The sequence below is a fragment of the Streptomyces sp. NPDC049627 genome, assembly GCF_044465645.1.
Taxonomy (GTDB): Bacteria; Actinomycetota; Actinomycetes; order Streptomycetales; family Streptomycetaceae; genus Streptomyces.
Map to the genome: position 1 here is coordinate 1 of NZ_JBITLW010000012.1, position 25,430 is coordinate 25,430.

The 25,430-nt window shown below is 71.8% G+C and carries 22 protein-coding genes and 2 pseudogenes; 15 read left to right on the forward strand and 9 right to left on the reverse strand.

The annotated features are described in order from the left end of the window. The first annotated feature begins 429 nt into the window (after positions 1–429). From lat to ACIBU0_RS30015, 4 genes are all read left to right on the forward strand, one after another. Positions 430–1,770, forward strand: coding sequence for an L-lysine 6-transaminase (gene lat, locus ACIBU0_RS30000; protein ID WP_398824629.1), 1,341 nt, complete (start codon positions 430–432; stop codon positions 1,768–1,770). A gap of 81 nt (positions 1,771–1,851) precedes the next feature. After that, positions 1,852–3,405, forward strand: coding sequence for an aldehyde dehydrogenase family protein (locus ACIBU0_RS30005; RefSeq protein ID WP_398824631.1), 1,554 nt, complete (start codon positions 1,852–1,854; stop codon positions 3,403–3,405). Beyond that, complete coding sequence (locus ACIBU0_RS30010; protein ID WP_398824633.1) at positions 3,402–5,594, forward strand: thiamine pyrophosphate-dependent enzyme; 2,193 nt, start codon at positions 3,402–3,404, stop codon at positions 5,592–5,594. Before ACIBU0_RS30005 ends, ACIBU0_RS30010 begins: the two co-directional genes overlap by 4 nt. A 73-nt stretch (positions 5,595–5,667) precedes the next feature. Further along, entirely contained in the window at positions 5,668–5,838 is a 171-nt protein-coding gene (locus ACIBU0_RS30015) for a hypothetical protein (RefSeq protein WP_398824635.1), read from the forward strand. An 81-nt stretch (positions 5,839–5,919) separates the two neighbouring features. Here ACIBU0_RS30015 and ACIBU0_RS30020 read toward each other — a convergent pair whose 3' ends face one another. After that, positions 5,920–6,687 (reverse strand): GNAT family N-acetyltransferase, encoded by a 768-nt coding sequence (locus ACIBU0_RS30020; RefSeq protein WP_398824637.1) that lies wholly within the window; start codon positions 6,685–6,687, stop codon positions 5,920–5,922. A gap of 501 nt (positions 6,688–7,188) precedes the next feature. On the opposite strand from ACIBU0_RS30020, the gene dhaK reads away from it, so the two are divergent. The 3 genes from dhaK to ACIBU0_RS30035 are packed head-to-tail and all read left to right on the forward strand — an operon-like array spanning position 7,189 to position 9,302. Continuing rightward, on the forward strand, positions 7,189–8,181 hold the full coding sequence (gene dhaK, locus ACIBU0_RS30025; protein ID WP_398824639.1) for a dihydroxyacetone kinase subunit DhaK: 993 nt from the start codon (positions 7,189–7,191) through the stop codon (positions 8,179–8,181). Positions 8,182–8,227: 46 nt separating this feature from the next. Continuing rightward, positions 8,228–8,827 (forward strand): dihydroxyacetone kinase subunit DhaL, encoded by a 600-nt coding sequence (gene dhaL, locus ACIBU0_RS30030; RefSeq protein ID WP_398824641.1) that lies wholly within the window; start codon positions 8,228–8,230, stop codon positions 8,825–8,827. A 37-nt stretch (positions 8,828–8,864) separates the two neighbouring features. Beyond that, positions 8,865–9,302 carry a PTS-dependent dihydroxyacetone kinase phosphotransferase subunit DhaM gene (locus ACIBU0_RS30035; protein ID WP_398825237.1) on the forward strand — a complete coding sequence of 146 codons (438 nt, stop codon included), beginning with the start codon at positions 8,865–8,867 and terminating at the stop codon, positions 9,300–9,302. 34 nt (positions 9,303–9,336) lie between these two features. Here the strand turns inward: ACIBU0_RS30035 and ACIBU0_RS30040 are convergent. Both ACIBU0_RS30040 and ACIBU0_RS30045 read right to left on the reverse strand, forming a co-directional pair. Next, a pseudogene (locus ACIBU0_RS30040) lies at positions 9,337–9,532 on the reverse strand (SDR family NAD(P)-dependent oxidoreductase); the annotation flags it as partial. A 341-nt stretch (positions 9,533–9,873) separates the two neighbouring features. Next, a pseudogene (locus ACIBU0_RS30045) lies at positions 9,874–10,563 on the reverse strand (glycoside hydrolase family 75 protein); the annotation flags it as partial. A gap of 421 nt (positions 10,564–10,984) precedes the next feature. Between ACIBU0_RS30045 and ACIBU0_RS30050 the strand changes: the two are divergent. Together ACIBU0_RS30050 and ACIBU0_RS30055 are read left to right on the forward strand one after the other, a co-directional pair. After that, the gene (locus ACIBU0_RS30050) at positions 10,985–11,959 is read left to right on the forward strand and encodes a fibronectin type III domain-containing protein (RefSeq protein ID WP_398824643.1); all 975 of its coding nucleotides are present in this window, start codon (positions 10,985–10,987) and stop codon (positions 11,957–11,959) included. A 170-nt stretch (positions 11,960–12,129) separates the two neighbouring features. Continuing rightward, the gene (locus tag ACIBU0_RS30055) at positions 12,130–12,675 is read left to right on the forward strand and encodes a hypothetical protein (protein ID WP_398824645.1); all 546 of its coding nucleotides are present in this window, start codon (positions 12,130–12,132) and stop codon (positions 12,673–12,675) included. Between the two features lie 45 nt (positions 12,676–12,720). On the opposite strand, the gene ACIBU0_RS30060 is transcribed toward ACIBU0_RS30055, so the two are convergent. Further along, positions 12,721–13,272: a PadR family transcriptional regulator gene (locus tag ACIBU0_RS30060; protein ID WP_398824647.1), complete on the reverse strand. Its 552-nt coding sequence runs from the start codon at positions 13,270–13,272 to the stop codon at positions 12,721–12,723. 31 nt (positions 13,273–13,303) lie between these two features. Then, a complete protein-coding gene (locus tag ACIBU0_RS30065) occupies positions 13,304–15,319 on the reverse strand; it encodes an FAD-dependent oxidoreductase (RefSeq protein ID WP_398824649.1) in 2,016 nt (671 codons plus the stop codon). A 120-nt stretch (positions 15,320–15,439) separates the two neighbouring features. Between ACIBU0_RS30065 and ACIBU0_RS30070 the strand changes: the two genes are divergently transcribed. Continuing rightward, positions 15,440–16,597 carry a M20 family metallopeptidase gene (locus ACIBU0_RS30070; protein ID WP_398824651.1) on the forward strand — a complete coding sequence of 386 codons (1,158 nt, stop codon included), beginning with the start codon at positions 15,440–15,442 and terminating at the stop codon, positions 16,595–16,597. Positions 16,598–16,618: 21 nt separating this feature from the next. Here ACIBU0_RS30070 and ACIBU0_RS30075 read toward each other — a convergent pair whose 3' ends face one another. Continuing rightward, positions 16,619–16,987: a hypothetical protein gene (locus tag ACIBU0_RS30075; RefSeq protein ID WP_398824653.1), complete on the reverse strand. Its 369-nt coding sequence runs from the start codon at positions 16,985–16,987 to the stop codon at positions 16,619–16,621. Positions 16,988–17,108: 121 nt separating this feature from the next. Then, positions 17,109–17,981: a hypothetical protein gene (locus ACIBU0_RS30080; protein WP_398824655.1), complete on the reverse strand. Its 873-nt coding sequence runs from the start codon at positions 17,979–17,981 to the stop codon at positions 17,109–17,111. 267 nt (positions 17,982–18,248) lie between these two features. Between ACIBU0_RS30080 and ACIBU0_RS30085 the strand changes: the two genes are divergently transcribed. Then, positions 18,249–20,327 (forward strand): SpoIIE family protein phosphatase, encoded by a 2,079-nt coding sequence (locus ACIBU0_RS30085; RefSeq protein ID WP_398824657.1) that lies wholly within the window; start codon positions 18,249–18,251, stop codon positions 20,325–20,327. Between the two features lie 187 nt (positions 20,328–20,514). After that, a complete protein-coding gene (locus tag ACIBU0_RS30090; protein WP_398824659.1) occupies positions 20,515–21,270 on the forward strand; it encodes a hypothetical protein in 756 nt (251 codons plus the stop codon). A 30-nt stretch (positions 21,271–21,300) separates the two neighbouring features. Here ACIBU0_RS30090 and ACIBU0_RS30095 read toward each other — a convergent pair whose 3' ends face one another. Beyond that, entirely contained in the window at positions 21,301–22,131 is an 831-nt protein-coding gene (locus ACIBU0_RS30095) for a putative protein N(5)-glutamine methyltransferase (RefSeq protein ID WP_398824661.1), read from the reverse strand. Between the two features lie 272 nt (positions 22,132–22,403). On the opposite strand from ACIBU0_RS30095, the gene ACIBU0_RS30100 reads away from it, so the two are divergent. The 3 genes from ACIBU0_RS30100 (at position 22,404) to ACIBU0_RS30110 (ending at position 24,414) form a co-directional block, all read left to right on the forward strand. After that, a complete protein-coding gene (locus ACIBU0_RS30100; RefSeq protein ID WP_398824663.1) occupies positions 22,404–23,009 on the forward strand; it encodes a sulfite oxidase-like oxidoreductase in 606 nt (201 codons plus the stop codon). Further along, positions 23,002–23,757 (forward strand): ferredoxin reductase, encoded by a 756-nt coding sequence (locus ACIBU0_RS30105; protein ID WP_398824665.1) that lies wholly within the window; start codon positions 23,002–23,004, stop codon positions 23,755–23,757. Before ACIBU0_RS30100 ends, ACIBU0_RS30105 begins: the two co-directional genes overlap by 8 nt. 72 nt (positions 23,758–23,829) lie before the next feature. Beyond that, complete coding sequence (locus ACIBU0_RS30110) at positions 23,830–24,414, forward strand: hypothetical protein (RefSeq protein WP_398824667.1); 585 nt, start codon at positions 23,830–23,832, stop codon at positions 24,412–24,414. A gap of 114 nt (positions 24,415–24,528) precedes the next feature. Here the strand turns inward: ACIBU0_RS30110 and ACIBU0_RS30115 are convergent, their stop codons facing one another. Continuing rightward, entirely contained in the window at positions 24,529–25,275 is a 747-nt protein-coding gene (locus ACIBU0_RS30115) for a TetR/AcrR family transcriptional regulator (protein ID WP_398824669.1), read from the reverse strand. Positions 25,276–25,430 lie beyond the last annotated feature (155 nt).

Genomic DNA, 25,430 nt, shown 5'->3' on the forward strand with positions numbered 1-25,430 from the left:
TCAACACCCACCCCCGGGTTGGGGGGGGGGCCCCCCCCCCCGCCCCCCGCGGGGGGGGGGGGGGGGGGGGCGTGGTTGGGCCGCGGCGGGGGGGGGGGCCCCCCCCCGCCCCCCCGGCCCCCCCCCCACGTCAGCGCCTCGCCCAGGAGGTGACCCGGGCCCGGCGAGTCCAAGGCCTCCACACGAGGACGGTCGACTCGTCGCGGGCAGCGACCGGGTGAACCGCACGGTTCGGCTCTGGAAAACCCCTTCACAGCGGTTGAACCAGGCCAGACTGGACACCGCGTTCGAGCTCCGCAGGCAGAGCCAAGTATTCACCTGCGAACGAAGTCTTGCTGCTCTTCTAGGGGCATATCTAAAATATTTCCCGCTGATTCTCGTGTTTGGCGAAAGACCTTCGGTGAACGGCTATCGAGAGTAGGTGCCTCCATGACGGTTGCTGCTGCGTCGACGGTCCACCCGGACGAGGTGCACGAGAGACTCGCCCGCCATGTGCTGACCGACGGTTTCAAACTCGTGCTCGACCCGCTCGCCAGTCAGGGCTCGTGGATCGTCGACGCGCGCACCGGTGACAGGTTCCTCGACCTCTACTCGTTCTTCGCGTCCGCTCCGCTGGGGCTGAACGCGCGGGGCATCGTGGACGATCCGGAGTTCATGACCGTGCTGGCGCAGGTGGCCGCGAACAAGCCCGCCAACCCCGACATCTACACCACGCACTACGCCGAGTTCGTCGAGACCTTCGCCCGGGTCCTCGGTGATCCGGACCTGCCGCGGCTGTTCTTCGTCGAGGGCGGTGCGCTCGCCGTCGAAAACGCGCTCAAGACGGCATTCGACTGGAAGAGCCGCCGCAACGAGGCCGCGGGCCGCTCACCCGAGCTCGGCACCAAGGTCCTGCACCTTCGGCGGGCGTTCCACGGCCGCAGCGGTTACACCCTCTCGCTGACCAACACCGAGCCGGGCAAGACGGCCCGTTTCCCGAAGTTCGACTGGCCGCGCATCGACGTACCCGCTGTGCGGTTTCCCCTGGAGCGCCACCTCGCCGAGGTCGAGGAGTCCGAACGGCGGGCCCTCGAGCAGGCGCGGCGGGCGTTCGAGGACAACCCGCACGACGTCGCCTGCTTCATCGCCGAACCGATCCAGGGCGAGGGGGGCGACAACCACATGCGCCCGGAGTTCCTGCAGGCGATGCAGGCACTCTGTCACGAATACGACGCCCTGTTCGTGCTCGACGAGGTGCAGACCGGGGTGGGGATCACCGGCACCGCCTGGGCCTACCAGCAACTCGGCCTGGAACCGGACATCGTCGCCTTCGCCAAGAAGGTTCAGCTCGGGGGCATCATGGCCGGCCGCCGGGTCGATCAGGTACCCGACAACGTCTTCCGGGTCTCCGGGCGGATCAACTCGACCTGGGGCGGCGGACTGGTCGACATGGTCCGGGCGCGCCGCATCCTGGAGATCATCGAGCGGGACGATCTGGTGGACCATGCCGCTGCCGTGGGAGCGTGGTTCCTGGCCGGACTACGTGATCTGGAAGGGCGGCGCGCATCGGTGGTGTCCAATTCGCGGGGGCGTGGACTGATGAGCGCCGTCGATCTTCCCGACAGCGGCGTCCGCGACGAAGTGGTACTCCGGTTGCGCACCGAGGAGCAGGTGATCGCATTGCCGTGCGGTGAGCGTTCGGTGCGCTTCCGCCCTGCCCTGTCCATCACCCAGGACGAGCTCGGAGTCGCTCTGCGGGCCCTCGACCGGGTCCTCGCCGGTCTGCACTGATCCGTACCAGCCGACTTGATCCATACCAGTCGACTGACCCTCCCAGCGACTGACCCGTCCCAGCCGACAAGGAGCAAAGTCATGGCCCGTTCCGTCGCATCGATCGTTGCCGGCCAGCAGGTCGCCGGCGCTCCCGGCGGGACCCTTCAGCGCCCCAATCCCGGTCGTACCGCCGAGCTGGTCACCGAGGTCTCGCTCGGGGACGCCTCGACGTTCGTCGACGCCGCCCAGGCCGCGAAAGCGGCTCAGCGGTCCTGGGCCGACGTCCCGGCGCCGGTGCGCGGATCCGCGATCGGAAAGATCGGCCGGCTCGTCGAGGCCAACAAGGACCGGCTCGCCCGCATCGTCACCGAGGAGATCGGCAAGCCGTACGCGGAAGCGCTCGGCGAGGTCCAGGAGATCATCGACACCTGCGACTTCTTCCTGGGCGAGGGCCGCCGGCTGTACGGGCAGACGGTGCCCTCGGAGATGCCAGACAAGCAGCTGTTCACCTTCCGCAACCCCATGGGCGCGGTCGCGGTGATCACCGCCGGAAACTTCCCGGTGGCCGTGCCGGCCTGGTACCTCGTGCCGGCGCTGGTGACCGGCAACACCGTGGTGTGGAAGCCCGCCGAGTACGCCGCCGCGAGCGCCAAGGCCCTCTACGAGCTGTTCGTGCGCGGAGGCGGCCTGCCCGACGGCGTACTCAATCTCGTCCTCGCCGACGGGGAGCAGACGTACGCCGGTCTGGAGGCCTCCCTCGACGCGGGGCTGGTCGACAAGGTCGGCTTCACGGGCTCCACGGTCGTCGGTCAGAAGATCGGCGCCCTGTGCGGACGCCACCTGCAGACCCCGTGCCTGGAGCTGGGCGGCAAGAACCCCCAGGTGGTCACCCCGAGCGCCGACCTCGACCTGGCCGTCGAGGGGGCGTTGTTCTCCGGATTCGGCACGGCGGGGCAGCGCTGCACGTCCCTCGGGACACTCGTCGTCCACGAGTCGGTGCACGAGGACTTCCTCGCCCGCTTCGACGCCGCGAGCCGCGCGGCCCGGATCGGCGACGCGTTCGAGGACGTCCTGTACGGCCCGATGCTCGACGAGCGGTTCGCGCAGCGCTACGAGTCCTTCCTCGGCTGGATCAAGGACCACCACCGGACGTACGGCTCCGACGGCATCGGGCGGATCACGTCCGGCAACCCGCGCAAGGGCTTCGTCGGGGACCCCGAGGCGGGCATGTTCTACCACCCGGTGATCGTCGACGGAGTACGCCGCGACGACGACCTGTTCCTCACCGAGACCTTCGGCCCCATCGTCTCAGTGACCACCTACCGGGACTTCGACGAGGCCCTCGAACTGGCCAACCTCCACGGCTACGGGCTGTCCGCCGCGATCTACACCACCGACCCGCACGAGGTGTGGACCTTCCGGCGCGGCATCTCCGCGGGCATGGTCAGCGTCAACAACACCACCTCCGGAGCCGAGGCGCACCTTCCGTTCGGCGGCAACGGCAAGTCGGGCAACGGCTCTCGTCAGTCGGGGCAGTGGGTGCTCGACCAGTTCACCCGCTGGCAGTCGATGAACTGGGACCACTCCGGGCGGCTGCAGAAAGCGCAGATGGACGTGGCCACGCTCGAGCCCGACCTGTCCTTCCGCCTGTGAGCGCCGTCGAGGACCTGGACCGGCACTTCCGCGAGGCAGTCGCCGGTCTCCGGTCCGCGGACTCGGTGATCGAGCAGGCCGGCGAGGGTATGGACACCCGTACCGCCCTGGACCTGTTCGACGCCCAGCTGGAGAGCCGGCACGCCGACGCCGCCGCGCGCTGGATGCAGCAGCAGGGCCGTGGCTACTACACCATCGGATCGAGCGGACACGAGGGAAACGCCGCGCTGGCCCTCGCGTTGCGCCCCACCGACCCTGCACTGCTGCACTACCGTTCCGGCGCCTTCTACTGCGCCCGCGCCCGGCAGGCCGGCGGCGGCATCGATGCGGTCAGGGACATGCTGCTGGGCGTGGCCGCCGGGGCCGAGGAGCCGATCGCCGGTGGCCGGCACAAGGTGTACGGCCGCCGCGAGCTGGCCGTCATCCCGCAGACGTCGACCATCGCCTCCCACCTCCCCCGAGCCGTCGGAGTGGCGTGGAGCATCGCCCGCGCCAAACGGCTCGGGGCCGAGTGCGCCTGGCCCGGCGACGCCGTCGTCTGCTGTTCCTTCGGCGATGCCTCGGTCAACCACTCCACGGCGGCGGGCGCCGTCAACAGCACCTGCCACGCGGCCTACCGGGGCCTGCCGATGCCGGTGCTGTTCGTCTGCGAGGACAACGGCCTCGGCATCAGCGTGCCGACGCCGCACGACTGGGTGCGGCACGCCTACGGCAACCGGCCCGGCCTCGCCTACTTCGCCGCCGACGGCTGCGATCCGTCCGCCGCCTTCGACACCGCGCGCGAGGCGGTGGCCCACGTACGCAAGAACCGGCGACCGGCGTTCCTGCACCTGTCGATGGTGCGCTTCCTCGGCCATGCGGGCTCGGACGCCGAAGCCGCCTACCGGATGCCGTCCGAAGTCGCCGCGGATCTGGAACGCGACCCCCTGCTGGCCACCGCCGGGCTGCTCACGGCGGCCGGCGTCCTCACCCCGCAGCAGGTCCTCGACCGGTACGACGAGGTGGGCGGACGGGTCTTCGCCGTGGCCAAGGAGGCCCTGGAGAGTGAGCCCCTGACCACCGCCACGCAGATCGCCGCCCCCATCGCACCCCGCCGTCCCGACCTCGTCGCGACGGCGTCACGCCGTACGAGCGAACCCCCTGCAGCACCCGTGGGCGAACCCGTCACGGTCGCCCAGGCCATCACGCACACCCTCGCCGACCTGCTCGGCAGCCACCCGGAGATGGTCGTCTTCGGCGAGGACGTCGGCCGCAAGGGCGGGGTCTACGGAGTGACCCGGGGACTGCAGCGGCGCTTCGGCACCGCCCGGGTCTTCGACACCCTGCTCGACGAACAGGCCGTCCTCGGCCTCGCGCTGGGGGCGGGGCTGTCCGGGCTGCTGCCGGTGGCGGAGATCCAGTACCTCGCGTACCTGCACAACGCCGAGGACCAGCTGCGCGGCGAGGCGGCCACGCTGCAGTTCTTCTCCCAGGGCCAGTACCGCAACCCCCTGGTGATCCGCATCGCCGGCTACGGCTACCAGCGCGGCTTCGGCGGCCACTTCCACAACGACAACGCGCTGGGCGTCCTGCGGGACATCCCCGGTGTGGTCATCGCCTCCCCCTCCCGCCCCGACGACGCCGCCGCGATGCTGCGCACGTGTGTGGCGGCCGCGAAGGTGGACGGCACGGTCGGCGTCTTCCTCGAGCCGATCGCGCTCTACCACACGCGAGACCTCCACACGGACGGGGACAACGACTGGCTCGCCGCGTATCCGCCTCCCGCCGAGCACGTACCGATCGGCCGCGCACGCACCTACGGCACGGGCACCGACCTGACCCTCGTCACCTTCGGCAACGGTCTGCCCCTCTCCCTTCGCGCCGCACGCCGGCTGGAGCAGCGGGGCATCGCGTGCCGGGTCGTCGACCTGCGCTGGCTGGCCCCGCTCCCGGTCGACGACCTGCTGCGGGAAGCCCGGGCGACGGGACGCGTCCTCGTGGTCGACGAGACGCGCCGTACGGGAGGCGTGTCGGAGGGGGTCGTCACCGCCCTGGTCGATGCCCGATTCGCCGGCACCGTCCGACGGGTCGCCAGCGCGGACAGTTTCGTACCGCTGGGGCAGGCAGCGCAGTTGGTGCTCGTGTCGGAGGCCGACATCGAGCGCGCTGCGGGTGAACTGCTCTCAGCAGGCCCGCGCCCTGACAGGTGACGGCACCTGATGGGCATCAGAGGCGTCGAAACTGCGGGGCAGGCGACGCCCCGAGGTCCCGGTGATCCATCAGGTGGAGGAGAAGCTTGAACTGGTGGCCGCCGGAGCGGGCATCTGCGTGCTCCCGCTGTCGACCGCCACCTTCTACACCCGGCCGGACGTCATCCCTCTGCGCGTGGAGGACATCGGCCCCAACGAAGTGGCCCTGGCGTGGGTGGCGGCCCGCCGCTCCCCCCAGCCGTAGCCGAACTCCGATGTCGAAGTCATCGACAGAAACCGGACACTCGGGGGTGGCAGGCGGCCACCCCCGAGCGAGTCGGGGCCGTCAGGGTTGCTGCGCCGGGGGCAAGGAGAGGTAGAGGCGAGTGCCTTGCGGTCGGTAGCCGGCGCGCTCGTAGACGCGGCGGGATCCTTCTCCGGAGTACTCCAGCCAGACCGAACCGGCTCCCTGGGCGAACATCGCCTCGGTCAGCGCGGCGGTTACTGCGGCGGCGATGCCGCGGCCTCGGTAGGCGGGGCGGGTGCCGACGCCGGACAGCTCCGCGGTGCCCTCGGCCGCCGGGGAGCAGGACGCCCCGCCGACGATGCCGCCCTCCGGGTCGCGGACGAAGCGCACTGCTCCGCCGCTCCGCTGGGTGCGGCGCAGTCGGGCCGCACCCTCTGCGGAGGGGGCGAACACGCCGCCGAATGCCTCGGCAAGCGCGGCGTCGAGCGCGGCGAAGTCTTCGTCGGTGGTCGGAATCTGAACACGGGGAGAGTCGGCGGCCTGGGGAAGTATCAGCGTGTGGGGTGTGCAGACGAGGTATTCGTGCACCGCCTCGGTACCGAAGCCTGCCGCCCGCAGGGCCGGTGCCACGGCGGGGGCGGCCTGCGGTGCGAACTCCAGCCGGGGCAGCAGACCCCGCTCCCGGAAGGCCCCGATCAGCGCAGCGACGTCTTGCTCGGTCGGCTCGGCGCCGGGCAGCGGGGTCGCGTAGTTGAGGTAGGGGTGGTCGGTATCAGGGGTGAAGCCCGCGACGAAGCCGCCGGTCTCGACGACCAAGGGACGGCGGCGGAGGTTGGTGACGGCAAAGCTCTGGATCTGGACGTCCATGGTGGGTGTTGACCTCACGAAGTCTCTGGAGATGCCCCTCGCGAACTCGGCAAGTTCGGGGCGCGGAAGAGTGGCGATGCGTCAGGCACCGCTTCGTGGGGCCGCCGTAGGGAACAGCGTGGCAGGCTGAGACTGCTGCAGAGCGGGCGCTCAGGGCAGCCGACGGCGGCCGCTGGGGGACGCCGAGAACATTGGCTTCGTTCCTCACCGTGAGTGTGACTACGAGGTCACAGAGCGCGGCACACTGTTCCACCACCGACCGGAGCGCGCAAGCGGATGGCGGAGCAGGTCTCCATGGGGGCGCGCCCTGGGACACCCGCGCACGTGACCTTCGCTGCTCCAAGGGCGATACTGCCGACATCAGGGCTCCGCGACGACACGCACCACGACCCCCTACACCTGACAGCTTCGAACCACCGAGATCGACAACTGGCTCTACCTGCTCCGACCTGGACAAACGCAGGTCAGCGACCTAGCTGCTAGTACCACCAGGAGGTATCGATGAAGATGCTGATCAACGTCGCCGAGACCGTGGTCGCGGACGCGCTGCGCGGGATGGCGGCCGCCCATCCCGAGCTGGTCGTCGATGTGGAGAGCCGGGTGATCGTACGGCGGGACGCCCCCGTGGAAGGGAAGGTCGCCCTCATTTCCGGTGGCGGGTCGGGGCACGAGCCGCTGCACGGCGGATTCGTGGGTCCGGGGATGCTGTCGGGGGCCTGTCCGGGTGAGGTGTTCACCTCGCCGGTGCCCGACCAGATGGCGCGGGCCGCGGCCGCCGTGGACAGTGGGGCGGGTGTGCTGTTCATCGTGAAGAACTACACGGGGGACGTCCTCAACTTCGACATGGCCGCCGAACTCGCCGAGGACGAGGGCATCCAGGTTGCGAAGGTGCTCGTCAACGACGACGTGGCCGTCACCGACAGTCTCTACACGGCCGGGCGGCGCGGCACGGGCGCGACCCTGTTCGTGGAGAAGATCGCCGGTGCCGCGGCGGAGGAGGGGCAGCCGCTGGAGCGGGTGGAGTCGGTCGCTCGTCAGGTCAACGAGAACTCCCGCTCGTTCGGGGTCGCCCTGAGCGCCTGCACCACGCCCGCCAAGGGCAGCCCCACTTTCGATCTGCCGCCCGGCGAGCTGGAGTTGGGCATCGGCATCCACGGCGAGCCCGGCCGGGAGCGGCGGGCGATGATGACGTCCGGCGAGATCGCCGACTTCGCGGTGGGCGCGATCCTGGACGACATGACCCCGCGCAATCCCGTCCTCGTCCTGGTCAACGGCATGGGCGGGACGCCGCTGTTGGAGCTGTACGGCTTCAACGCCGAGGTGCAGCGGGTGCTCACCGAGCGCGGCGTCCCCGTCGCGCACACCCTCGTCGGCAACTACGTCACCTCCCTCGACATGGCCGGCGCCTCGGTCACCCTCTGCCAGGTCGACGAGGAACTGCTGCGGCTGTGGAACGCACCGGTGAAGACACCGGGGCTGCGCTGGGGAATGTGATCCGGAGACCGACGATCGCCAGGCACCTGTCACGCAAGGAGATCCAGTGCTCGACGCCGATTTCTTCCGCCGTTGGATGACGGCGACCGCAGCCGCCGTCGACCGTGAGGCGGAGCGGCTCACGGCCCTCGACTCGCCCATCGGGGACGCCGACCACGGCAGCAATCTGCAACGGGGGTTCACGGCCGTCACGGCGGCGCTGGAGAAGGAGGCCCCGCAGGCGCCCGGAGCGATCCTGACCCTCGCCGGGCGGCAGCTGATCTCGACGGTCGGCGGGGCGTCGGGGCCGCTGTACGGGACGCTGCTGCGCCGGACCGGCAAGGCCCTCGGGGACGCCGGTGAGGTGAGCGAGGACCAGTTCGCCCAGGCACTGCGGGCGGGGGTGGACGCGGTCATGGCGCTCGGTGGTGCGGCGCCGGGCGACAAGACCATGATCGACGCGCTGGTGCCGGCCGTGGACGCGCTCGGCGACGGCTTCGCCGCGGCCCGGGCCGCCGCCGAGGAGGGGGCCCTGGCGACGACGCCGTTGCAGGCTCGCAAGGGGCGGGCGAGCTATCTCGGCGAGCGCAGCATCGGGCACCAGGATCCCGGCGCCACCTCCTCGGCGCTGCTGATCGCGGGCCTCGCGGAGGCCAACGGTGAGTGACGAGGCGGTGAGCGGCGAAGCAGTGAGTGATGCAGCGGTGAGCGGCGGGAAAGCCAGTGGCGAGGAGAGCCGCGAGCGCGTCGTCGGCATCGTGCTGGTCTCGCACAGCGCGCAGGTGGCCGCCTCGGTGGCCGAGCTGGCGCAGGGGCTCGCGGGCGGTGGAACGGCCGTGCCGGTGGCCCCGGCGGGCGGCACCGAGGGCGGTGGCCTCGGCACCAGCGCCGAGCTGATCGCCGCGGCGGCCGCCTCTGTGGACCACGGCGCCGGAGTCGCGGTCCTGACCGACCTGGGCAGCGCTGTCCTCACCGTCAAGGCCCTGCTCGCGGAGGGCGACGAACTCCCCGGCAACACCCGCCTGGTGGACGCGCCGTTCGTCGAGGGCGCGGTGGCGGCGGTCGTCACGGCGTCCACCGGCGCCGACCTCGCGGCGGTGGAGGCGGCGGCCACGGAGGCGTACGCGTACCGGAAGGTGTAAGGGAGGGTCTCAGAGGCAGGAGCGCGGCGGACTGTGGCTGCCTTCGACGCCGTGTACGCGGCGCCCGCGGCGCTGCCGCGGAGCCCGGCCTCGGACGCCGTGTTCACGATGGCGCCTCTGCCCGCCTCCAGCATGTGCGGCAACGCCGCACGGGTGAGCAGGAACGGGGCGGTGAGGTTGACCCGGATGACCCGCTCCCACTGCGCATCGGTGGCGTCCGCCAGGGCTGACCAAGTCCCTCGCGGTGATGTACCGCAAGCAGGGGATACGCGCGAACGCCGTCGCGCCGGGCGGCATTCGGACCGGCATCGTCGCGCCTCGGACGCGGCGAGGAACATCAACGGCGTGGTTCTGCCGGTCGACGACGGCTGGTCGGCCGTCTGACGCCGTTTCGACCGGCGGGCACGCATACGTGCACGCACTACTAGCCGTACCTGGACTGCTCCTCGCGCCCAGCTTCCTTGCCACGCATGCCGTACTCACTGCGCACGGGTTCGTCACCGCGCAGGACCTGTTCGCCGCGCACGGACTCCTCCCCGCGCGCAACGTGCGAACCGTCCACGACCTGCCCGCCGTGCACGAACTCCCTCGCCAGCCGTTTTCCGGTCGCCACGGCGGCCGCGCGGTCCTCGATGGGGGTCACCGGCTCGCCGCTGAAGACGATGTAGGTGACCCCGGAGGCCGTGCCGCCGCGGCGCGGGTCGGCCTGGATGCCGAGGGCGTCGGCGGTGGCGTAGGACGCCTCGCCGATGATGTCGCGCGGGCCGACGTCGCCGACGACCGCGTACTGGACCCGGCCCCGGTACAGCACCGCTGCCACCGAGCCGCCGCGGATGCCGCGTTCGCGGTAGTTCCAGATGCCGCTCGGGGCGGGCACGACGATGTACGGGAGGTGTTCGGCGCTCAGGTGACGGCCGTCGGACTGCTGGAAGGCCGTCGTGGCGGAGAAGAACGGATCTGTACGGCTGTTGCAGCGGTCGGTGGGCTGACCGTCGCAGTCGATGTCCATGTCCGCCTTCCAGAACACCGCACCGGGCGCCCCGCAGACCGGGATCGTCGCGGGCGCGCCCTTGTCGGTGCGATAGCGCCCTTGGGAGACGGATGTGCAGTCGCGCACCTTTGCCAGCAGCTCGTCGGCGCCGACGTCGGGCTCGCGCCGCGCCATGGGCCCTTCCTGCGTGGCGGGCGGGGGTGTGGGCAGCGTTGTCGGAGCGAGCAGGGCGGCACTTGCCGCCGCCAGCGTCAGCGACCGGACACGCACTATGCGGACCCCTCTCCTCGGGAATGTGACGAGCACTCAGCCCGAAGCATTGTCAGAAACGTTGTTCATAGGGCACTCAGCCAATCTGATGCCGCTCGGATCATGCTGCCACCAGAGGGGTCCGTTCGGCCTGCACCCGGGCGACACGCGACCGTCTTCGCGCTTCCGACAGGGGCCGGGGGCCCGGGTCCGCGACGGGACTCCGGCCCCCGGCCACCCGGATCCGGCGCGGGATCAGCGACGACAGCGACCCGTGCCGACGGCATGAACTCACCTATCGCTGTGGCGAGTTGCCGCGAGGAGCTTCAGCATACGCAACACCCCGGACGTGCAACCAACGACCAGCCTCTTGATGTGACCGCGTCAGCGGCGCCATATTGGTCCGGACCATTGCAGCAAGGCCGCCCCGGGAGGCAGAGTCGTGCGACGCGTTCTCGTGCCCTTGTCCGCCCTGTGTTCGGCGCTCTTGCTCTCCTCGTGCGCCTGGAGCGAGGCGGGGGAGGCCGGCGGCCGGCTTCCCGCCGCGCCCACGGGTGTAACGGCCGCCGCGGGAAGCGCGACGAGCGTGCACGTGATGTGGAACGCGGTCTCGGCGGAGCGAGGCGTCCGCCGCTACGAGGTGTATCGGGGCCCCACGAAGGTCAAGGAAGTGCCGGGCTCCGCCCACATGGTGGATGTCACCATGCTCAAGCCGTCCACCGTGTATGCCTTCACCGTGCGGGCCCGTGACACCGACGGGCGGCTCGGCCCACCGAGCGAGGAGGTCCGGGCAACGACTCCCGGGGCCGTGGCCGCCGACCGCTCGGCCCCGACCCGTCCGGGGAAGGTCCATGGCCGGGCGGTCGGCAGCCGGGCGGTTCAGCTGTCGTGGTCGAGGGCGACGGACGACCGGGACGTGGTGTCGTACGACATCCATCAGGGCGGCACAAAGATCCACAGTGTGGGCGGGAACCAGACCGCGACCGTGGTCACCGGCCTCCGGCCCGGGACGCGCTATTCCTTCACGGTCCGGGCCCGGGACGCGGCCGACAACCTCTCCCCTGCCGCTGCGGCGGTCCGTGTCACCACGCCCGGTACCGACGACGGGCGCGGCACCGCACCGACCGCCTTCCGGGCCTCGACGCATCGCGAGGACGGGGCGTACCACCTCGATCTGAGCTGGGTGCCGCCACGGACGGACGGCGTGGTCGCCGAGTACCAGGTGCGGCTCGACGGCCGTACCGCCACCTCGCTGGTGTACGGCGGGAGCGCGCCGCGCGAGCGGGCCACGTACAGCTTCTACCTCGGCCCGGAGAAGGGCGTCGCTCACCGGGTTCGCATCCGGGGCAGGCTACCGGACGGCACCTGGGGCGGCTTCTCGGCGGAGCGGACGGTGACGACCGGGGCGCAGGGCTGACATTCCCTCCGGCGTCCCCCGAATGCAGCAGTCCGTCACCTGTCCGGAGGCTGCCCGCATGCGGTCCGCGGCCGGGGCGCGTTGGCTGCCCCTGAGGCAGCACGGGACGTTCCCGATCCTCGGCGGCGCCAGGGATGTACCGCCGACCGTGCCGCCGGAGGGCAGTTCACATGCGCAACTCATCGCTACTCCTCCGCTCGGGCCTGACCGTGGCAGCCGCCTCCGTCCTTCCTCTCGCCGCGGCCGCCGTGCCGGCCTCCGCGGTTTCGGGGATCTCCGTGAGCACGACCGGGTCCACGGTCTCCGTCACGACCAGTGCGTGCAGCCAGCCGGTCAACGGCAGCTTCGGCACCGCCTCCCTGCTGAACAGCCGGCAGTCGAACTTCGCCCAGGGGCGCCAGGTCTCCCTGTCGGGGACGGCCGCGCTGCAGTCGGCGGCCTGGTCGGGCGTGAGCGCGGGCACGTACACCGTCATCGTCGTGTGTGCCAACGGCACGACGGCGGGCACCCAGTCGGTCGTCGTCTCGGGCCCCACCCCGACGCGCACGATCTCGTCCGCCACCGCCTCGCCGTCGCGCGGTGTCATGGGCGGCATGGGCGGGGGCTCGCGGGACTACGGCACGCTGACGCTGGTCGGGGGCGGGGCCCTGGTGGGTGCGGGTGGCCTGGCCGCGGCCTGGTACCTGCGCCGCAAGTCGAAGCCGTACCGGCTCTGAATCACCGCGCCGCCCAGTCCTGCCGGGCCTGCCGGGCCCCTCGGTTCACGCCGTGTCGTGGCCCGGCAGCTCCGCGAACTCCTCCAGGGCGCGGGTGAGCCACTGGGTCCAGAAGGTCTCCAGGTCGATCCCCGCGCGCAGCACCAGGTGCCGCAGCCGGTCCTGCGAGGTGTCCTTGCCGGGCGGGAAGTCCCGCTTCTCGATCTCCTCGTACTCGGCCAACTGCCGTCGGTGCAGGTCGAGATGGCGCCGCAGATCGGCCTCGATGCCCTCGGTCCCCACGACGGCCGCGGCGCGCATGCGCAGCAGCAGGGTGTCGCGGTGCGGCCTCGGGTCCTGGGACGCGGCGGTCCAGCGGGCCAGTTCGGCGCGGCCCGCGGGCAGGACCTCGTAGCTCTTCTTCTGCCCACGGGCCGGCTGTTCGCTCGGCAGGGTGCGGATGAGCCCATCGGCCTCCAGTTTTCCCAGCTCGCGATAGATCTGCTGATGCGTCGCCGACCAGAAGTAGCCGATCGACTTGTCGAAGCGACGGGTCAGCTCCAGCCCCGAGGACGGCTTTTCGACCAGGGCGGTGAGGATCGCGTGCGGGAGTGACATGGGCTCATCCTAGGGACGCGCTCGGGCGGCCCTACAGGCTCGCCGCCAGCTCCGTGCCCTGCTTGATGGCCCGCTTGGCGTCCAGTTCGGCGGCCACGTCGGCACCGCCGATGAGGTGCACGCTGCGGCCCGCGGCGAGCAGCTCCTCGTACAGGCCGCGGCGCGGCTCCTGCCCGGTGCACAGCACGATGGTGTCGACCTCGAGGACCGTGCTCTCCTCGCCGACGGTGACGTGCAGTCCGGCGTCGTCGATGCGGTCGTAGCGCACGCCCGGGACCATGGTGACGCCCCGGTGCTTGAGCTCCGTGCGGTGGATCCAGCCGGTGGTCTTGCCGAGGCCGGCGCCGACCTTGCTGGTCTTGCGCTGGAGCAGGTGGACGGTGCGCGGCGGGGCGGGCCGCTCGGGGGCGGCGAGGCCGCCGGGTGCCGTGTAGTCCATGTCGACGCCCCAGTGGCGGAAGTACGTCTGAGGGTCCTCGCTCGCCTTGTCGCCGCCGTCGGTGAGGAACTCGGCGACGTCGAAGCCGATGCCGCCCGCGCCGAGGATGGCGACGCGGTCGCCGACGGGGGCGCCGTCGCGCAGGACGTCGAGGTAGCCGACGACGCTCGGGTGGTCGACGCCGGGGATGTCCGGGGTGCGCGGGGTGACGCCGGTGGCGACCACGACCTCGTCGTAGGCGGCCACGTCGTCGGCCGTGACCGGGGTGTTCAGCCGTACGTCCACGCCGTGCCAGTCGAGCTGGTGGCGGAAGTAGCGCAGCGTCTCGTCGAACTCCTGCTTGCCCGGCACCTTGCGGGCGACGTTGAGCTGGCCGCCGACCTCGCTCGCGGCGTCGAACAGCGTGACGTCGTGGCCGCGTTCGGCCGCGCTCACGGCACAGGCCAGCCCGGCGGGCCCCGCGCCGACCACCGCGACCCGCTTGCGCAGGCGGGTCGGGGAGAGGACCAGCTCGGTCTCGTGACAGGCGCGCGGGTTGACCAGGCAGGAGGTGATCTTGCCGCTGAAGGTGTGGTCGAGGCAGGCCTGGTTGCAGCCGATGCAGGTGTTGATGGCCTCGGACTTCCCGGCGGCCGCCTTGGCGACGAAGTCGGGGTCGGCCAGCATCGGGCGGGCCATCGACACCATGTCCGCACAGCCGTCGGCGAGCAAATCCTCGGCCAGCTCCGGGGTGTTGATGCGGTTGGTCGTCACCAGCGGGACGGACACCTCGCCCATCAGCCGCTTGGTGACCCAGGTGTAGGCGCCGCGCGGCACCGAGGTGGCGATGGTCGGGATGCGTGCCTCGTGCCAGCCGATGCCGGTGTTGATGATCGTCGCCCCGGCGGCCTCGACGGCCTGGGCGAGCGTGATCACCTCATCGAGCGTGGAGCCGCCGGGGACGAGGTCCAGCATGGACAGCCGGTAGATGATGATGAACCGCTCGCCGACGGCCTCGCGCACACGCCGGACGATCTCGACGGGGAAGCGCATGCGGTTCTCGTACGAGCCGCCCCAGCGGTCGGTGCGCCGGTTGGTCTGCGTGGCGATGAACTCGTTGATGAGGTAGCCCTCGGAGCCCATGATCTCCACACCGTCGTAGCCGGCCTGCTGCGCGAGGCGGGCGGCGCGCGCGTAGTCGTCGATGGTCCGCTCGACGTCGGCGTCGGTGAGCTCGCGGGGCGGGAAGGGGCTGATCGGCGCCTGGAGCGGGCTCGGGGCGACGAGGTCCTGGTGGTAGGCGTACCGGCCGAAGTGCAGGATCTGCATCGCGATCCGGCCGCCCTCGTGGTGCACGGCCTCGGTGATGGCCCGGTGCTGCTCGGCCTCCGCGTCGGTGGTGAGCTTGGCCCCGCCCTCGTACGGCCGGCCCTCGTCGTTGGGCGCGATGCCACCGGTGACGATGAGCCCCACTCCCCCGCGGGCGCGCTCGGCGTAGAAGGCGGCCATGCGCTCGAAGCCGCGCTCGGCCTCCTCCAGGCCCACGTGCATGGAGCCCATGAGGACGCGGTTGGGCAGCGTGGTGAAGCCCAGGTCCAGCGGGCTCAGCAGGTGCGGGTAACGGCTCATCGGGGCCCTCCGTGCGCGGTGTCGTGCCTGAAGCAGTTGTAGAGGACCGCACAGCCTTTATGCAACTAGTTGCACAACCGGGAGGGCGTGACCCGCACCACCGTCGGGCACAGTGCCCCCATGAGCCCCTACGCCGGCGTCGTCGCCCTCGCCCAGCAGCTGATCCGCCGCCCGAGCCGCGCCGGCATCGACGACTACGGCCCCGTCCTCGCCGCCCTGGAGGGCTGGCTCGCGGAGCGCGGGCTGCCGCATCGGCGGCTGCACGACGAGCGGGGCGGGGTCGTCGGGCTCCTGGTGGAGGTCGCGGGCGGGCGGCCGGGTCCCTGGTGGACGCTGGACGCCTGCCTGGACACCGCCCCCTACGGCGACGAGGGCGCCTGGTCGTTCCCGCCGGACTGCGGCGAGGTCGCGGACGGCTGGCTGCTGGGCCGCGGGGCCGCCGACTCCAAGCTGGCAGCGGCGATGTTCTGCCACCTCGCGGCCGAGGTGCACGGACGCTCCGCCGCCCTGCGCGGCGGCCTCGCGGTGCTGCTCGACGTCGACGAGCACACGGGCGGCTTCGGCGGTGCCCGCACCTACCTGGACGACCCGGAGGCGGTCCGCCCGGCCGGGGTGATGATCGGCTACCCGGGGTTCGACGAGGTCGTGGTCGGCGGACGCGGCCTGTGGCGGGCCACGATCGCGGTGCACGCCGACTCCGGCCACTCCGGGTCCCGCCGGACGACGCCGGGTGCCGTGTCCCGCGCGGCCGAGCTCGTGCGTCTGCTGGACGCCGCCGCGCTCCCGCCCGCCGGCCCGGACTTCCCGCTCCCGCCCAAACTGACGGTGACCTCCTGCCACGGCGGCCAGGGTTTCTCGGTCGTTCCCGGCCTGTGCGAGCTGGGCGTCGACATCCGCACCACGCCGGCCTTCGCTGCCGACGCCGCCGAACGCCTGGTCCGCGAGGCGGTGACCGAGCTGGACGCCCGGCTGCCCGCGCCCCGGCCGACCGGGATCACGCCGGTGGCGTCCTGGCCGCCGTACCGCCTGGAAAAGGACCAGCAGCCCGCCGCCGCGCTCCTGGACGCCGCCGCCGCGGAAGGGCTGACCGTCCGGGCGAAGACCGCGGGTCCGTCGAACATCGGCAACCTGCTGGCCGGCGAGGGCATCCCGGCGACGGCGGGCTTCGGAGTGCGCTACGAGGGGCTGCACGGCGTGGACGAGCGGGCCCGTCTCGCGGACCTGCCCGCGGTCCACGCCGTGTACCGGCGTGCCATGTTCACTCTCCTGGGCCTGTGAGCAGCCACGCGCGCGTGGGCGTCACCGGCTCTCCAGCACCACGTGCAGCTCCCGCTCCTGGTCGCCCGAGGCCGAGGCCAGGTCGTGCACTGTGAACAGGGAGTCCAGCGTCGTACGGAGCCGTTCGATCGCCCAGTATCCGCCCTGTGCGTCCGCCTCGACGGACGACGAGAGCCGGGCGGGCGGCGGGCACTCGTGCGCGTCCGTGACCTCGAACGTGCCGAGCCACACCATGGGGCGCGTCTCGTGCAGCTGCTGCGGCACGTCCTCGGGGTTCCGGTCGGACTCGAAGCACGCGCACAGCGTGTCGAACACGATCCGGGCGTCCTCCTTGCTGCATCCGCTGATCTCGACGGAGACGGGTTCCTCGTGCAGTCGTTCACGGTCCATCGTGATCGCTCCTCTCGTGGCCGCACCGCGGTGCCACGGGTTGCCCGCGGAACCGGACCCCAACCCAAGAAAAGCACCACGGGCGGCCGAGCACTACCGGCGGAACCGAAGCGTCCGCGCCTCAGCCGCGCGTGAACCGGTACGTCTTGCTGTCGGTCAGCACGCAGAACCCCGGCGAGATGACGATCACGCGCAGGGTGCCGGTACGGCGGTCGTAGTCGATGCCCTCCGTCTCGAACCCGCCGGAGCAGGAGCTGCGCAGGGGGAGCTGGCGCAGTGCCGTCACACGGCCGGTCACGTCGGAGGTGCCGGGCTCCGCCGAGAGGTCGATCCGCAGCAGCGGCTTGGTCATGCCGAAGAGGGTGCCCGCGGGGTCGTCGGAGGAGCACAGCAGAGTCGTCGCGTCGAGGAAGTCGCAGCCCTGGACGTCCCGTACGGCGCGGTCGAGCCGGATGCTGGAGGTCCAGGGGAGGTTCCCCGACGGTGACGTGCCGGGGTTGACGCCCGGTGTGGGGTGGACCAGCAGCCGGGTCATGGTGCCCCACTCGCCGGAGACCATCCACTGGCCGCCGGGCGCGATGGCGACGAAGGAGTTGTTCAGCGCCTCCCCCGAGCCCAGGGTGTGGACGTACTCCGACCAGGTCCCGTTCGGCGCCTGCACGCGGAACATCTTCGCGGTGCCCGAGTCCGCCTGATAGGGCTCGATGTAGTAGCCGTCGTAGGAGGCGTCCGGGTCGCCCACGTGGTTCCAGCCGCGGCTGGAGACCGAGAGGGGGATGGTGCCGATGCCGGTGTAGCGGTTGGGGCTGTTCGCCGGGACCTCGACGGAGGTCAGGCCCTGGCTCTCGGTCAGCGGGTCGGCACGGTCGGAGCCCACCTCCGTCCAGGTGTCGGCGGCCTGCGCGGGCGGCGCGGTGGACAGCACGGCGGCGCAGGCGAGGGCGACAAGGCCGGTGAGAGCGGCGTGACAACGTTGCCGGGCGCGCGGGGCCATGGGCGACTCCTTGGGGGGTGGGTGCGTGTCGGCGCACAGTTTGGCGGCCCGATGTGGTCATGTACAGACCAAGCGAGCGAACGCGGGCTGTCTGATCGGCCACAGTCACGTGCCCCCGTGACGGCTTCGGGGGACGTTCGTCGCCGTGTTGAGGGATGGTGGAGGTGAGCGACCGAGGGGGCCGGGAGACGGTTGAGCGCGGTAGAACTAGGGGAGTCGGCACGGGGGAACGGCGTGCCGCGACAATGGGCGAAGGCGGTGCGTGGGATGTCTGCAGCCGAACGTCCCGTGCCCGAGGGCGAGGAGCCGGTGCACGGGCCCGTGGGGCCGAGCGGTCTGCTCGACGTGCTCGGCGTGGCCTCGGTGGTGCTGGACGTCCAGGGGCGCATCGTGCTGTGGAGCCCCCAGGCCGAGGAGCTGTTCGGCTATCCGGCGCAGGAGGCGCTGGGCCAGTACGCCGCCCGGATCATGGTGCACGAACAGCACGTGGACCTGGTCGTCAAGCTGTTCTCCGACGTCATGGAGACCGGTGAGGGCTGGGCCGGCGCCTTCCCCATCCGGCGCAAGGACGGCACCACGCGGCTGGTGGAGTTCCGCAACATGCGGCTGCTCGACGACGAGGGCGACGTGTACGCGCTGGGCCTGTGCGCCGACCAGTCGACGGTCCGGCGGCTGGAGCGGGACGTGGCGCTGTCGACGCGGACGATCGCGCAGGCTCCGGTCGGTCTGGCCGTCCTCGACACCGCACTGCGGTACGTCTCGGTCAACGAGGCGCTGGCGCAACTCAACGGCATCCCCGCCGAGGACCACATCGGCCACACGCCGCGCGAGCTGCTGCCGGACATCGATGCCGACGCCATCGAGGCGGCGCTGCGGGAGGTGCTGCGGACCGGTGATCCGCTCATCAACCAGCGCATCGTGGGCCGAACCCCGGCCGATCCGGACCGGGAGCACTTCTGGTCGATCTCGCTCTACCGGCTGGAGGACACGGCCGGCACGGTACTGGGCGTGGCCGGCATGGCCGTGGACATCACCGAGCAGCACCAGGCCGCCGTGGAGGCCGAGGAGGCACGTCGGCGCCTGGCTCTGATCGCCGACGCGTCGGCGCGGATCGGTACCACGCTGGACCTGGACCGCACGGCGTACGAGCTGGCCGACGTCGCCGTGCCGGAACTCGCCGACGTGGCGGCCGTGGACCTGCTGGAAGCCGTGGTGGAGGGCAGACGCAGCAGCCTCGGCCCCACCGAGCCGGCCGTGATCCGCGCCCTCGCCGTCCGGGCCGACCACGTCACGGAGGCCCTGAGCGCCGCCGACCAGCCCGGGCAGGTCGCCCGGTACGGCCCGGACCGCCTCGTCACCGAGTGCGTGCGCACCGCGAACCCGGTCATGGTGGCGCACGTCGAGGAGAAGGACCTGCTCCGCATCGCCCGCTCCCCCGAGGCCGCCGTGCAACTGGGCCGGGCGGGCGTGCACTCCTATCTGGCGGTGCCGCTGATCGCGCGCGGCGAGGTGCTCGGTGCCCTCGACCTCAAGCGCACCCGCAATCCGCTGCCGTTCAGCGAGGACGACCTGCTGCTCGCCCGTGAACTGGCCGCCCGTGCCGCCGTGCAGATCGACAACGCCCGCTGGTACCAGAACGCCCGCGACACCGCCCTCACCCTCCAGCGCAGCCTGCTGCCCAGCCATCCCCCGGTCACCGGCGGCCTGGAGGTCGCCTCCCGCTACCAGCCCGCGGGCGCCAGCGCCGAGGTTGGCGGGGACTGGTTCGACGTGATTCCGCTGGAGGACGGCAAGACCGCGCTCGTCGTGGGCGACGTGATGGGCAGCGGCATCGACGCCGCCACGACGATGGGCCGGCTGCGCACCGCGACCCACACGCTGGCCTCCCTCGACCTCGAACCGACCCGGCTCCTGGAGCACCTCGACAAGATCACCGAGGGCCTGGACCACTCCATCGCCACGTGCGTCTACGCCGTCCACGACCCGAAGCTGCGGCAGTGCCGGATCGCCAACGCCGGGCATCTGCCGCCCGCCCGCGTCCGCCCCGGCCACCCGCCGGAACTCCTCGAACTGCCCACGGGCGCGCCGCTGGGCGTGGGCGGCGTCGCCTTCTCGACGACGACCGTCGACCTGGAGCCGGGCGACCAGCTGGTCCTCTACACGGACGGCCTCGTCGAGACGCGGCAGCATCCGCTGGACGAGCGTCTCGACGCGCTCCTGGAGCTCCTCGACGACCCCTACCGTCCCCTGGAGGAGTGCTGCGACCTCCTCCTGCGCACCCTGCACCGGCCGGACAACTCCGACGACGTGGCACTGCTCATCGCCCGTGTGCTGACGCCCAGTTGACGAGTACGGCGCCGACGGGCGGGTCGGTACGGCGCGCGCCGGGTGGTGCGGCGGGCCCCGGTCTGCGCGGGGGACGCGCGGCCCGTTTTTCACAGCTCCTGATTACCTGGTCCTTACCGTCCGCGATCCACAATCACAGCAAGGCATGGCAGGGGATGCCGGGTGCCGTGACCGATGGGAGCGAGCGGTGACACACGATCCGGATCACGGACACCACCCCGGCCCGCAGCCGGGCGACACGGAATCCGAGGTCCTGACGGGACCGGGCGGCCCGGAGCGCGAGCCCGCCCGGGGTGCGGATCTGCGCGGGCTGTGGCAGCGGCAGTCCGTAAGGGCCCGGGCGGTGACCGCGGCGGCCACGGTCGCCGCCCTGGCCCTCGGCGGTACGGTCGCCTACGCGGCGACGTCCTCGGGTTCGGGCGAGGGGGCCACGCCCGCGGCCTCCGCGTCGGCATCGGCGTCAGCGGACGGGCCCCACGGCCTGCGCGGCGGTATGGGGTTCGGTCTGGGCGGAGGCGGCGTGCACGGCGAGGCGACCGTCAAGGACCCCGACACCGACGAGTGGATCGTACGGATCTGGCAGCGCGGCACCATCGAGAAGGTCGACGGCGACCAGGTCACCGTCAAGAGCGAGGACGGCGCGGAGTGGACGTGGACCGTCGGCTCGGACACCACCGTCCGTCACGACGGAGAGAAGAGCTCCGGCACCGGCGGCCTCAAGAAGGGCGAGGCCGCCTTCCTCGTCGGCACGCGATCCGACGACGACACCCGGACGGCCTCCCGCGTGCTCTCGGGCACGTGGGAGGACTGGGACAAGGACGAGCACGGGAAGCAGGACCGGGGGCCGGGTGACTGGCGGGGCAAGTTCCCCGGCCCTCGCCACTGGGACTGGCGGGCACCGGACCCGTCGGAGGGTTCTTCGAGGAGTGGCGCGGCAGCCTGATGAGATCCGATCAGGCCTGATCAGACGTGATCAGCTCCGGTTTCCAGGCATGTTGAGGCCGACGACGACATTCGCGTACAGCTCCTCGGAGACCACCAGGCGCGCCGACAGCCCGCTGCTGGTGAAGGCCTCCAAGGCCGTCGGCGCCTGGCGTTCGCTCGTCTCGACGACGAGACAGCCGCCGGGTGCCAGCCATCGGGGCGCCTCGGCGGCGACCCGGCGCAGGACGTCCAGTCCGTCCGGACCGCCGTCCAGCGCGACGCGCGGCTCGTGCTCACGCGCCTCCGCGGGCAGGAAGCCGACTTCGCCGGTGGGGACGTACGGCACGTTCGCCGCGAGGATGCCGACGCGGCCTCGCAGGCCGGCGGGCAGTGCCTCGTACAGGTCGCCCGTGTGCACCTGGCCGTCGAAGGGGGCCACATTGCGGCGGGCGCAGCGCACCGCGGCCGGGTCGATGTCGGCGGCGTGCAGCTCGACCCGGCCGAGTGCGGCGGCCAGTGCCGCACCGACCGCGCCCGAACCGCAGCACAGGTCCACGACGACCGACGCGTCCGGGCCGTGGGCGAGGGCCTGTTCGACCAGGAACTCGGTACGGCGGCGGGGTACGAAGACGCCGGGTTCCACGGCGATGCGCAGCCCGCGGAACTCGGCCCAGCCGAGGACGAGTTCGAGAGGCAGGCCGGTGACGCGGCGGTCCACCATGGCGGCCAGCTCGTCCGGCGTGCGGGCGGCGGCCAGGATCAGCCGGGCCTCGTCCTCGGCGAAGACACAGCCGGCGGCGCGCAGTGCGGTCACGACGGCGTCGTGTGCGATCGGCGAGGGGGACGAAGGCGAGGACGAGGAAGAAGACAGAGGGGGCATGGAAGCCGAGAGCCTTTCGGAAGCCGAAGGGTGCTCTCGCGGTCGCGCCTACTGGTCGTGATCCGCGCCGATGCGAGATGAGAACACCCGACCTGACACAGCGGTAATGGGTCTCACCTCCTGGGCTCGGCAGCACCGGGACTGTCCCGGCCGGATGGCCACCCTACCCCAACGATCACCAGGGCTTCCGGCCACGTACGGTTGAATGAGCACGTACTGATCACGCTCGACCCGCGGGCCGTCGCCCACGACGGCCTGGAGGCACTCCCCGCATGAACGTCACCCGAGGCTTCACCGGACGCCCACGCGTCCAGAACGCCGCACTGCCGCCCGGCCAGTACGACGCGGGCGACGACTGGCCCGTCCTCTCCGCCGAAGTCACGCCCGAGCTGACGCCCGCCGAGTGGTCCTTCCGCATCGACGGTCTCGTCGAGGAGCCGCGGACGTGGAGCTGGGAGGAAGCGCATCAGCTGCCGACGTCGGTGTACGAGGGCGACATCCACTGTGTGACGAGCTGGTCGAAGTTCGGCGTGCGGTTCGGCGGCGTATCGCTGGACGCCTTCCTCCATGTGGTCCGGCCCCATGTGTCCGCCACACATGCCGTCGCCTATGCGCACACCGGGTACACCACGAACCTGCCGCTCGCCGACCTGACCGGCGGGCGGGCCTGGATCGCCTGGGAGTACGACGGGGAGCCGCTCGCTCCCGAGCACGGCGGCCCGGCACGGCTGCTGGTACCGCACCTGTACTTCTGGAAGAGCGCCAAGTGGATCGCGGGCCTGCGGATCCTCGACCACGACGAGCCGGGCTTCTGGGAGCAGAACGGCTATCACGCGCGGGGCAACCCGTGGGAGGAGCAGCGGTACTCCGGTGACTGAGACCTTCGCTCCCCCCACCCGCTTCGCCGTGCCCGGCCGGATCGCCGTCAGCGACGGGGCCGCCTCAAAGTGGCAGACCGCCACGATCACCGAGGTCCGCCGCGAGACCCCGCACGCCGCCACCTTCCGGCTCGCGGTGCCCGCGTGGGCGGGCCATCTGCCCGGCCAGCACCTGATGCTGCGGCTGACCGCCGAGGACGGCTATGTGGCCCAGCGCCACTACTCGATCGCGTCCGCACCGGACGACACCGGGCACATCGAGCTGACCCTCGACCACGTCGAGGGCGGTGAGGTGTCCGGCTGGTTCCACACGGTCGCCGAGCCCGGTGACACGGTCGAGGTCCGCGGCCCGCTCAGTGGCTTCTTCGCCTGGCCCGGGAACCGGCCCGCGCTGCTGGTCGGCGCCGGATCCGGTGTCGTACCGCTGATGTCGATGCTGCGGCACCACCGGGCGCGGGGCCTGGACGTGCCGCTGCGGATGCTGGTGTCGGCGCGCAGCCCCGAGGAGCTGATCTACGCGCGGGAGTACGGCGCGGAGACGACGCCCGTGTTCACGCGGAGCGCGCCGGAGGGTGTGCCGGTGGGACGTATGGCCGCCGCACATGTGGCGCCCCTCCTGGCCGAGCGGCCTCCCGGTGGGTGGGAGGCCTATGTGTGCGGCTCCAACGGGTTCGCGGAGCATGCCTCGCGGCTGCTCGTGGCGGCAGGTCAGCCGGTGGACCGCATCCGGATCGAGCGCTTCGGCTGACCGGCGGCGTCATGGACCACGCCGCCGGGAATCGTCAGGCACCACCTGACGTGTACGGGGTACCCGGTCGGCATGCGAAGCCGGGTGCGTGGCTGGCGCTGGCGGCGCAGTCCGCTGCGGCGCCGGTCGGATGTGGTCGAGGCGTGGACGGTGGTGGCCGTGATCGCCCTGCTGTTCGTCGGCGCGCCGCTGGCCGGGGTGGTCGCCGCCTGGTGGGCCCATGACGACGCCCTGACCACGGTGCGGGAGCAGCGCGCGGATCGCCGTCACGTCCGGGCCGAGGTCATCGGCAGGAGTTCCGCACCGCTGCCGGCGGCGCAGGGCGGACGGCAGCTGCCCGCCAAGGCGACGGTCCGGTGGACGGAGCAGGCGGACGGGCCGCGGACGGCGACGGCACGTGTGGCGGCCGGGACACGGTCCGGCGACATGGTCGACCTGTGGCTCGACTCCCAGGGCCGGAGCGTTTCCCCTCCTCCCGGCAGCATGGCGGTCTGGCATCAGACCGTGACGATCGGCGTCTGCGCCACGGGCGGCGCGGGCGCCCTGGTCCTCCTCGGCCACACGGTCGTACGCCATGCCGCGATGCGTCGCCGCCTGGCCGAATGGGAACAGGAGTGGGCCCGGACCGAGCCGGAGTGGACGGGCCGTCGGGCCTGACCTGTGGCCGTCCTGCCACCGACCTGCCGACCCGGCGTCCCTGCACCCCGCCGACCCGCCGACCCGCCGACCCGCCGACCCGCCGACCCGCCGACCCGCCGACCCGCGACGGTGTCAGGCAGTCCTGTCCGCCGGCGCCCAGAGGTCGAGCAGTGCGCCGAGTCCTGCGGACAGCCCTTCCGGTCCGCCGGGCTCGGCGAGGGCGGGGGCGGTCTCACGGAGCACGGGCAGCTCCTGGGACGGCATGCGGTGCAGACCCAGGCGGAACGCGGGGTCGGATTCCTCGGGGTTGTCCACCATGGCCTTCAGTTCCACCGACACATAGCCGAGGACCCAAGCGGTGTAGGCGCCGAACACGGAGGCGGCACGGGCGTCGTCGAACCCGGCCTCGCGGAGCAGGACGAGGATGCGCTCGTGGTCCCTGAGGACCGCGAGCGGCCTGCGGGCGAGCGGGACGGCCATCATGCGGGTGGAGAGCAGCGGCACCACCTGGGGGTGGGCCAGGCAGACGTCGTACAGGGCACGCGCGATCCGCTGCAGCTCGGCACGCCATCCGGTTGCCCCGCTGTCGGCGGGCGGCTGTGCGGTCGTGCCGGGGGCGCTCGTGAGCCGCTGTTCCAGTTCCAGGTACAGGGCCTCGACTAGGCCGTCCAGCAGGGAGTCCTTGCCCTCCGCGTACCGGTAGAGGGCCATCGCCTCGACGCCGAGCTCGGCCCCCAGCCGACGCATGCTCAGAGCGGAGAGTCCTTCCCGGTCGACCAGTTCCAGGGCGGCGGCCAGCACGCGTTCGCGGCTGAGCCTGCCGTAGCGCCCGCGATCACTGGCGCGTCGCGCGGGCTTGTCTGCTGATCCGCCGGCCATGGGGTGCCTCCCTGCCCCGCCCTGCCCCGCGACCGTGCGGCCGGTCCGGGGCGACAGCATGCATATACGGCGTAAACATACCCCTTCTCACCCCCTCTTGACGCGATGCCGCTTTCCGAGGATGATGTTTACAACGTAAATATACGCAGCATACT

Excerpts from the sequence above, each read along its gene's own strand:
- lat (WP_398824629.1), top strand. The coding sequence starts at position 430 with ATGACGGTTGCTGCTGCGTCGACGGTCCACCCGGACGAGGTGCACGAG.
- ACIBU0_RS30005 (WP_398824631.1), top strand. The coding sequence starts at position 1,852 with ATGGCCCGTTCCGTCGCATCGATCGTTGCCGGCCAGCAGGTCGCCGGC.
- ACIBU0_RS30020 (WP_398824637.1), bottom strand. The coding sequence starts at position 6,687 with ATGGACGTCCAGATCCAGAGCTTTGCCGTCACCAACCTCCGCCGCCGT.
- dhaK (WP_398824639.1), top strand. The coding sequence starts at position 7,189 with ATGAAGATGCTGATCAACGTCGCCGAGACCGTGGTCGCGGACGCGCTG.
- ACIBU0_RS30055 (WP_398824645.1), top strand. The coding sequence starts at position 12,130 with ATGCGCAACTCATCGCTACTCCTCCGCTCGGGCCTGACCGTGGCAGCC.
- ACIBU0_RS30060 (WP_398824647.1), bottom strand. The coding sequence starts at position 13,272 with ATGTCACTCCCGCACGCGATCCTCACCGCCCTGGTCGAAAAGCCGTCC.
- ACIBU0_RS30065 (WP_398824649.1), bottom strand. The coding sequence starts at position 15,319 with ATGAGCCGTTACCCGCACCTGCTGAGCCCGCTGGACCTGGGCTTCACC.
- ACIBU0_RS30070 (WP_398824651.1), top strand. The coding sequence starts at position 15,440 with ATGAGCCCCTACGCCGGCGTCGTCGCCCTCGCCCAGCAGCTGATCCGC.
- ACIBU0_RS30075 (WP_398824653.1), bottom strand. The coding sequence starts at position 16,987 with ATGGACCGTGAACGACTGCACGAGGAACCCGTCTCCGTCGAGATCAGC.
- ACIBU0_RS30080 (WP_398824655.1), bottom strand. The coding sequence starts at position 17,981 with ATGGCCCCGCGCGCCCGGCAACGTTGTCACGCCGCTCTCACCGGCCTT.
- ACIBU0_RS30085 (WP_398824657.1), top strand. The coding sequence starts at position 18,249 with ATGTCTGCAGCCGAACGTCCCGTGCCCGAGGGCGAGGAGCCGGTGCAC.
- ACIBU0_RS30095 (WP_398824661.1), bottom strand. The coding sequence starts at position 22,131 with ATGCCCCCTCTGTCTTCTTCCTCGTCCTCGCCTTCGTCCCCCTCGCCG.
- ACIBU0_RS30100 (WP_398824663.1), top strand. The coding sequence starts at position 22,404 with ATGAACGTCACCCGAGGCTTCACCGGACGCCCACGCGTCCAGAACGCC.
- ACIBU0_RS30110 (WP_398824667.1), top strand. The coding sequence starts at position 23,830 with ATGCGAAGCCGGGTGCGTGGCTGGCGCTGGCGGCGCAGTCCGCTGCGG.
- ACIBU0_RS30115 (WP_398824669.1), bottom strand. The coding sequence starts at position 25,275 with ATGGCCGGCGGATCAGCAGACAAGCCCGCGCGACGCGCCAGTGATCGC.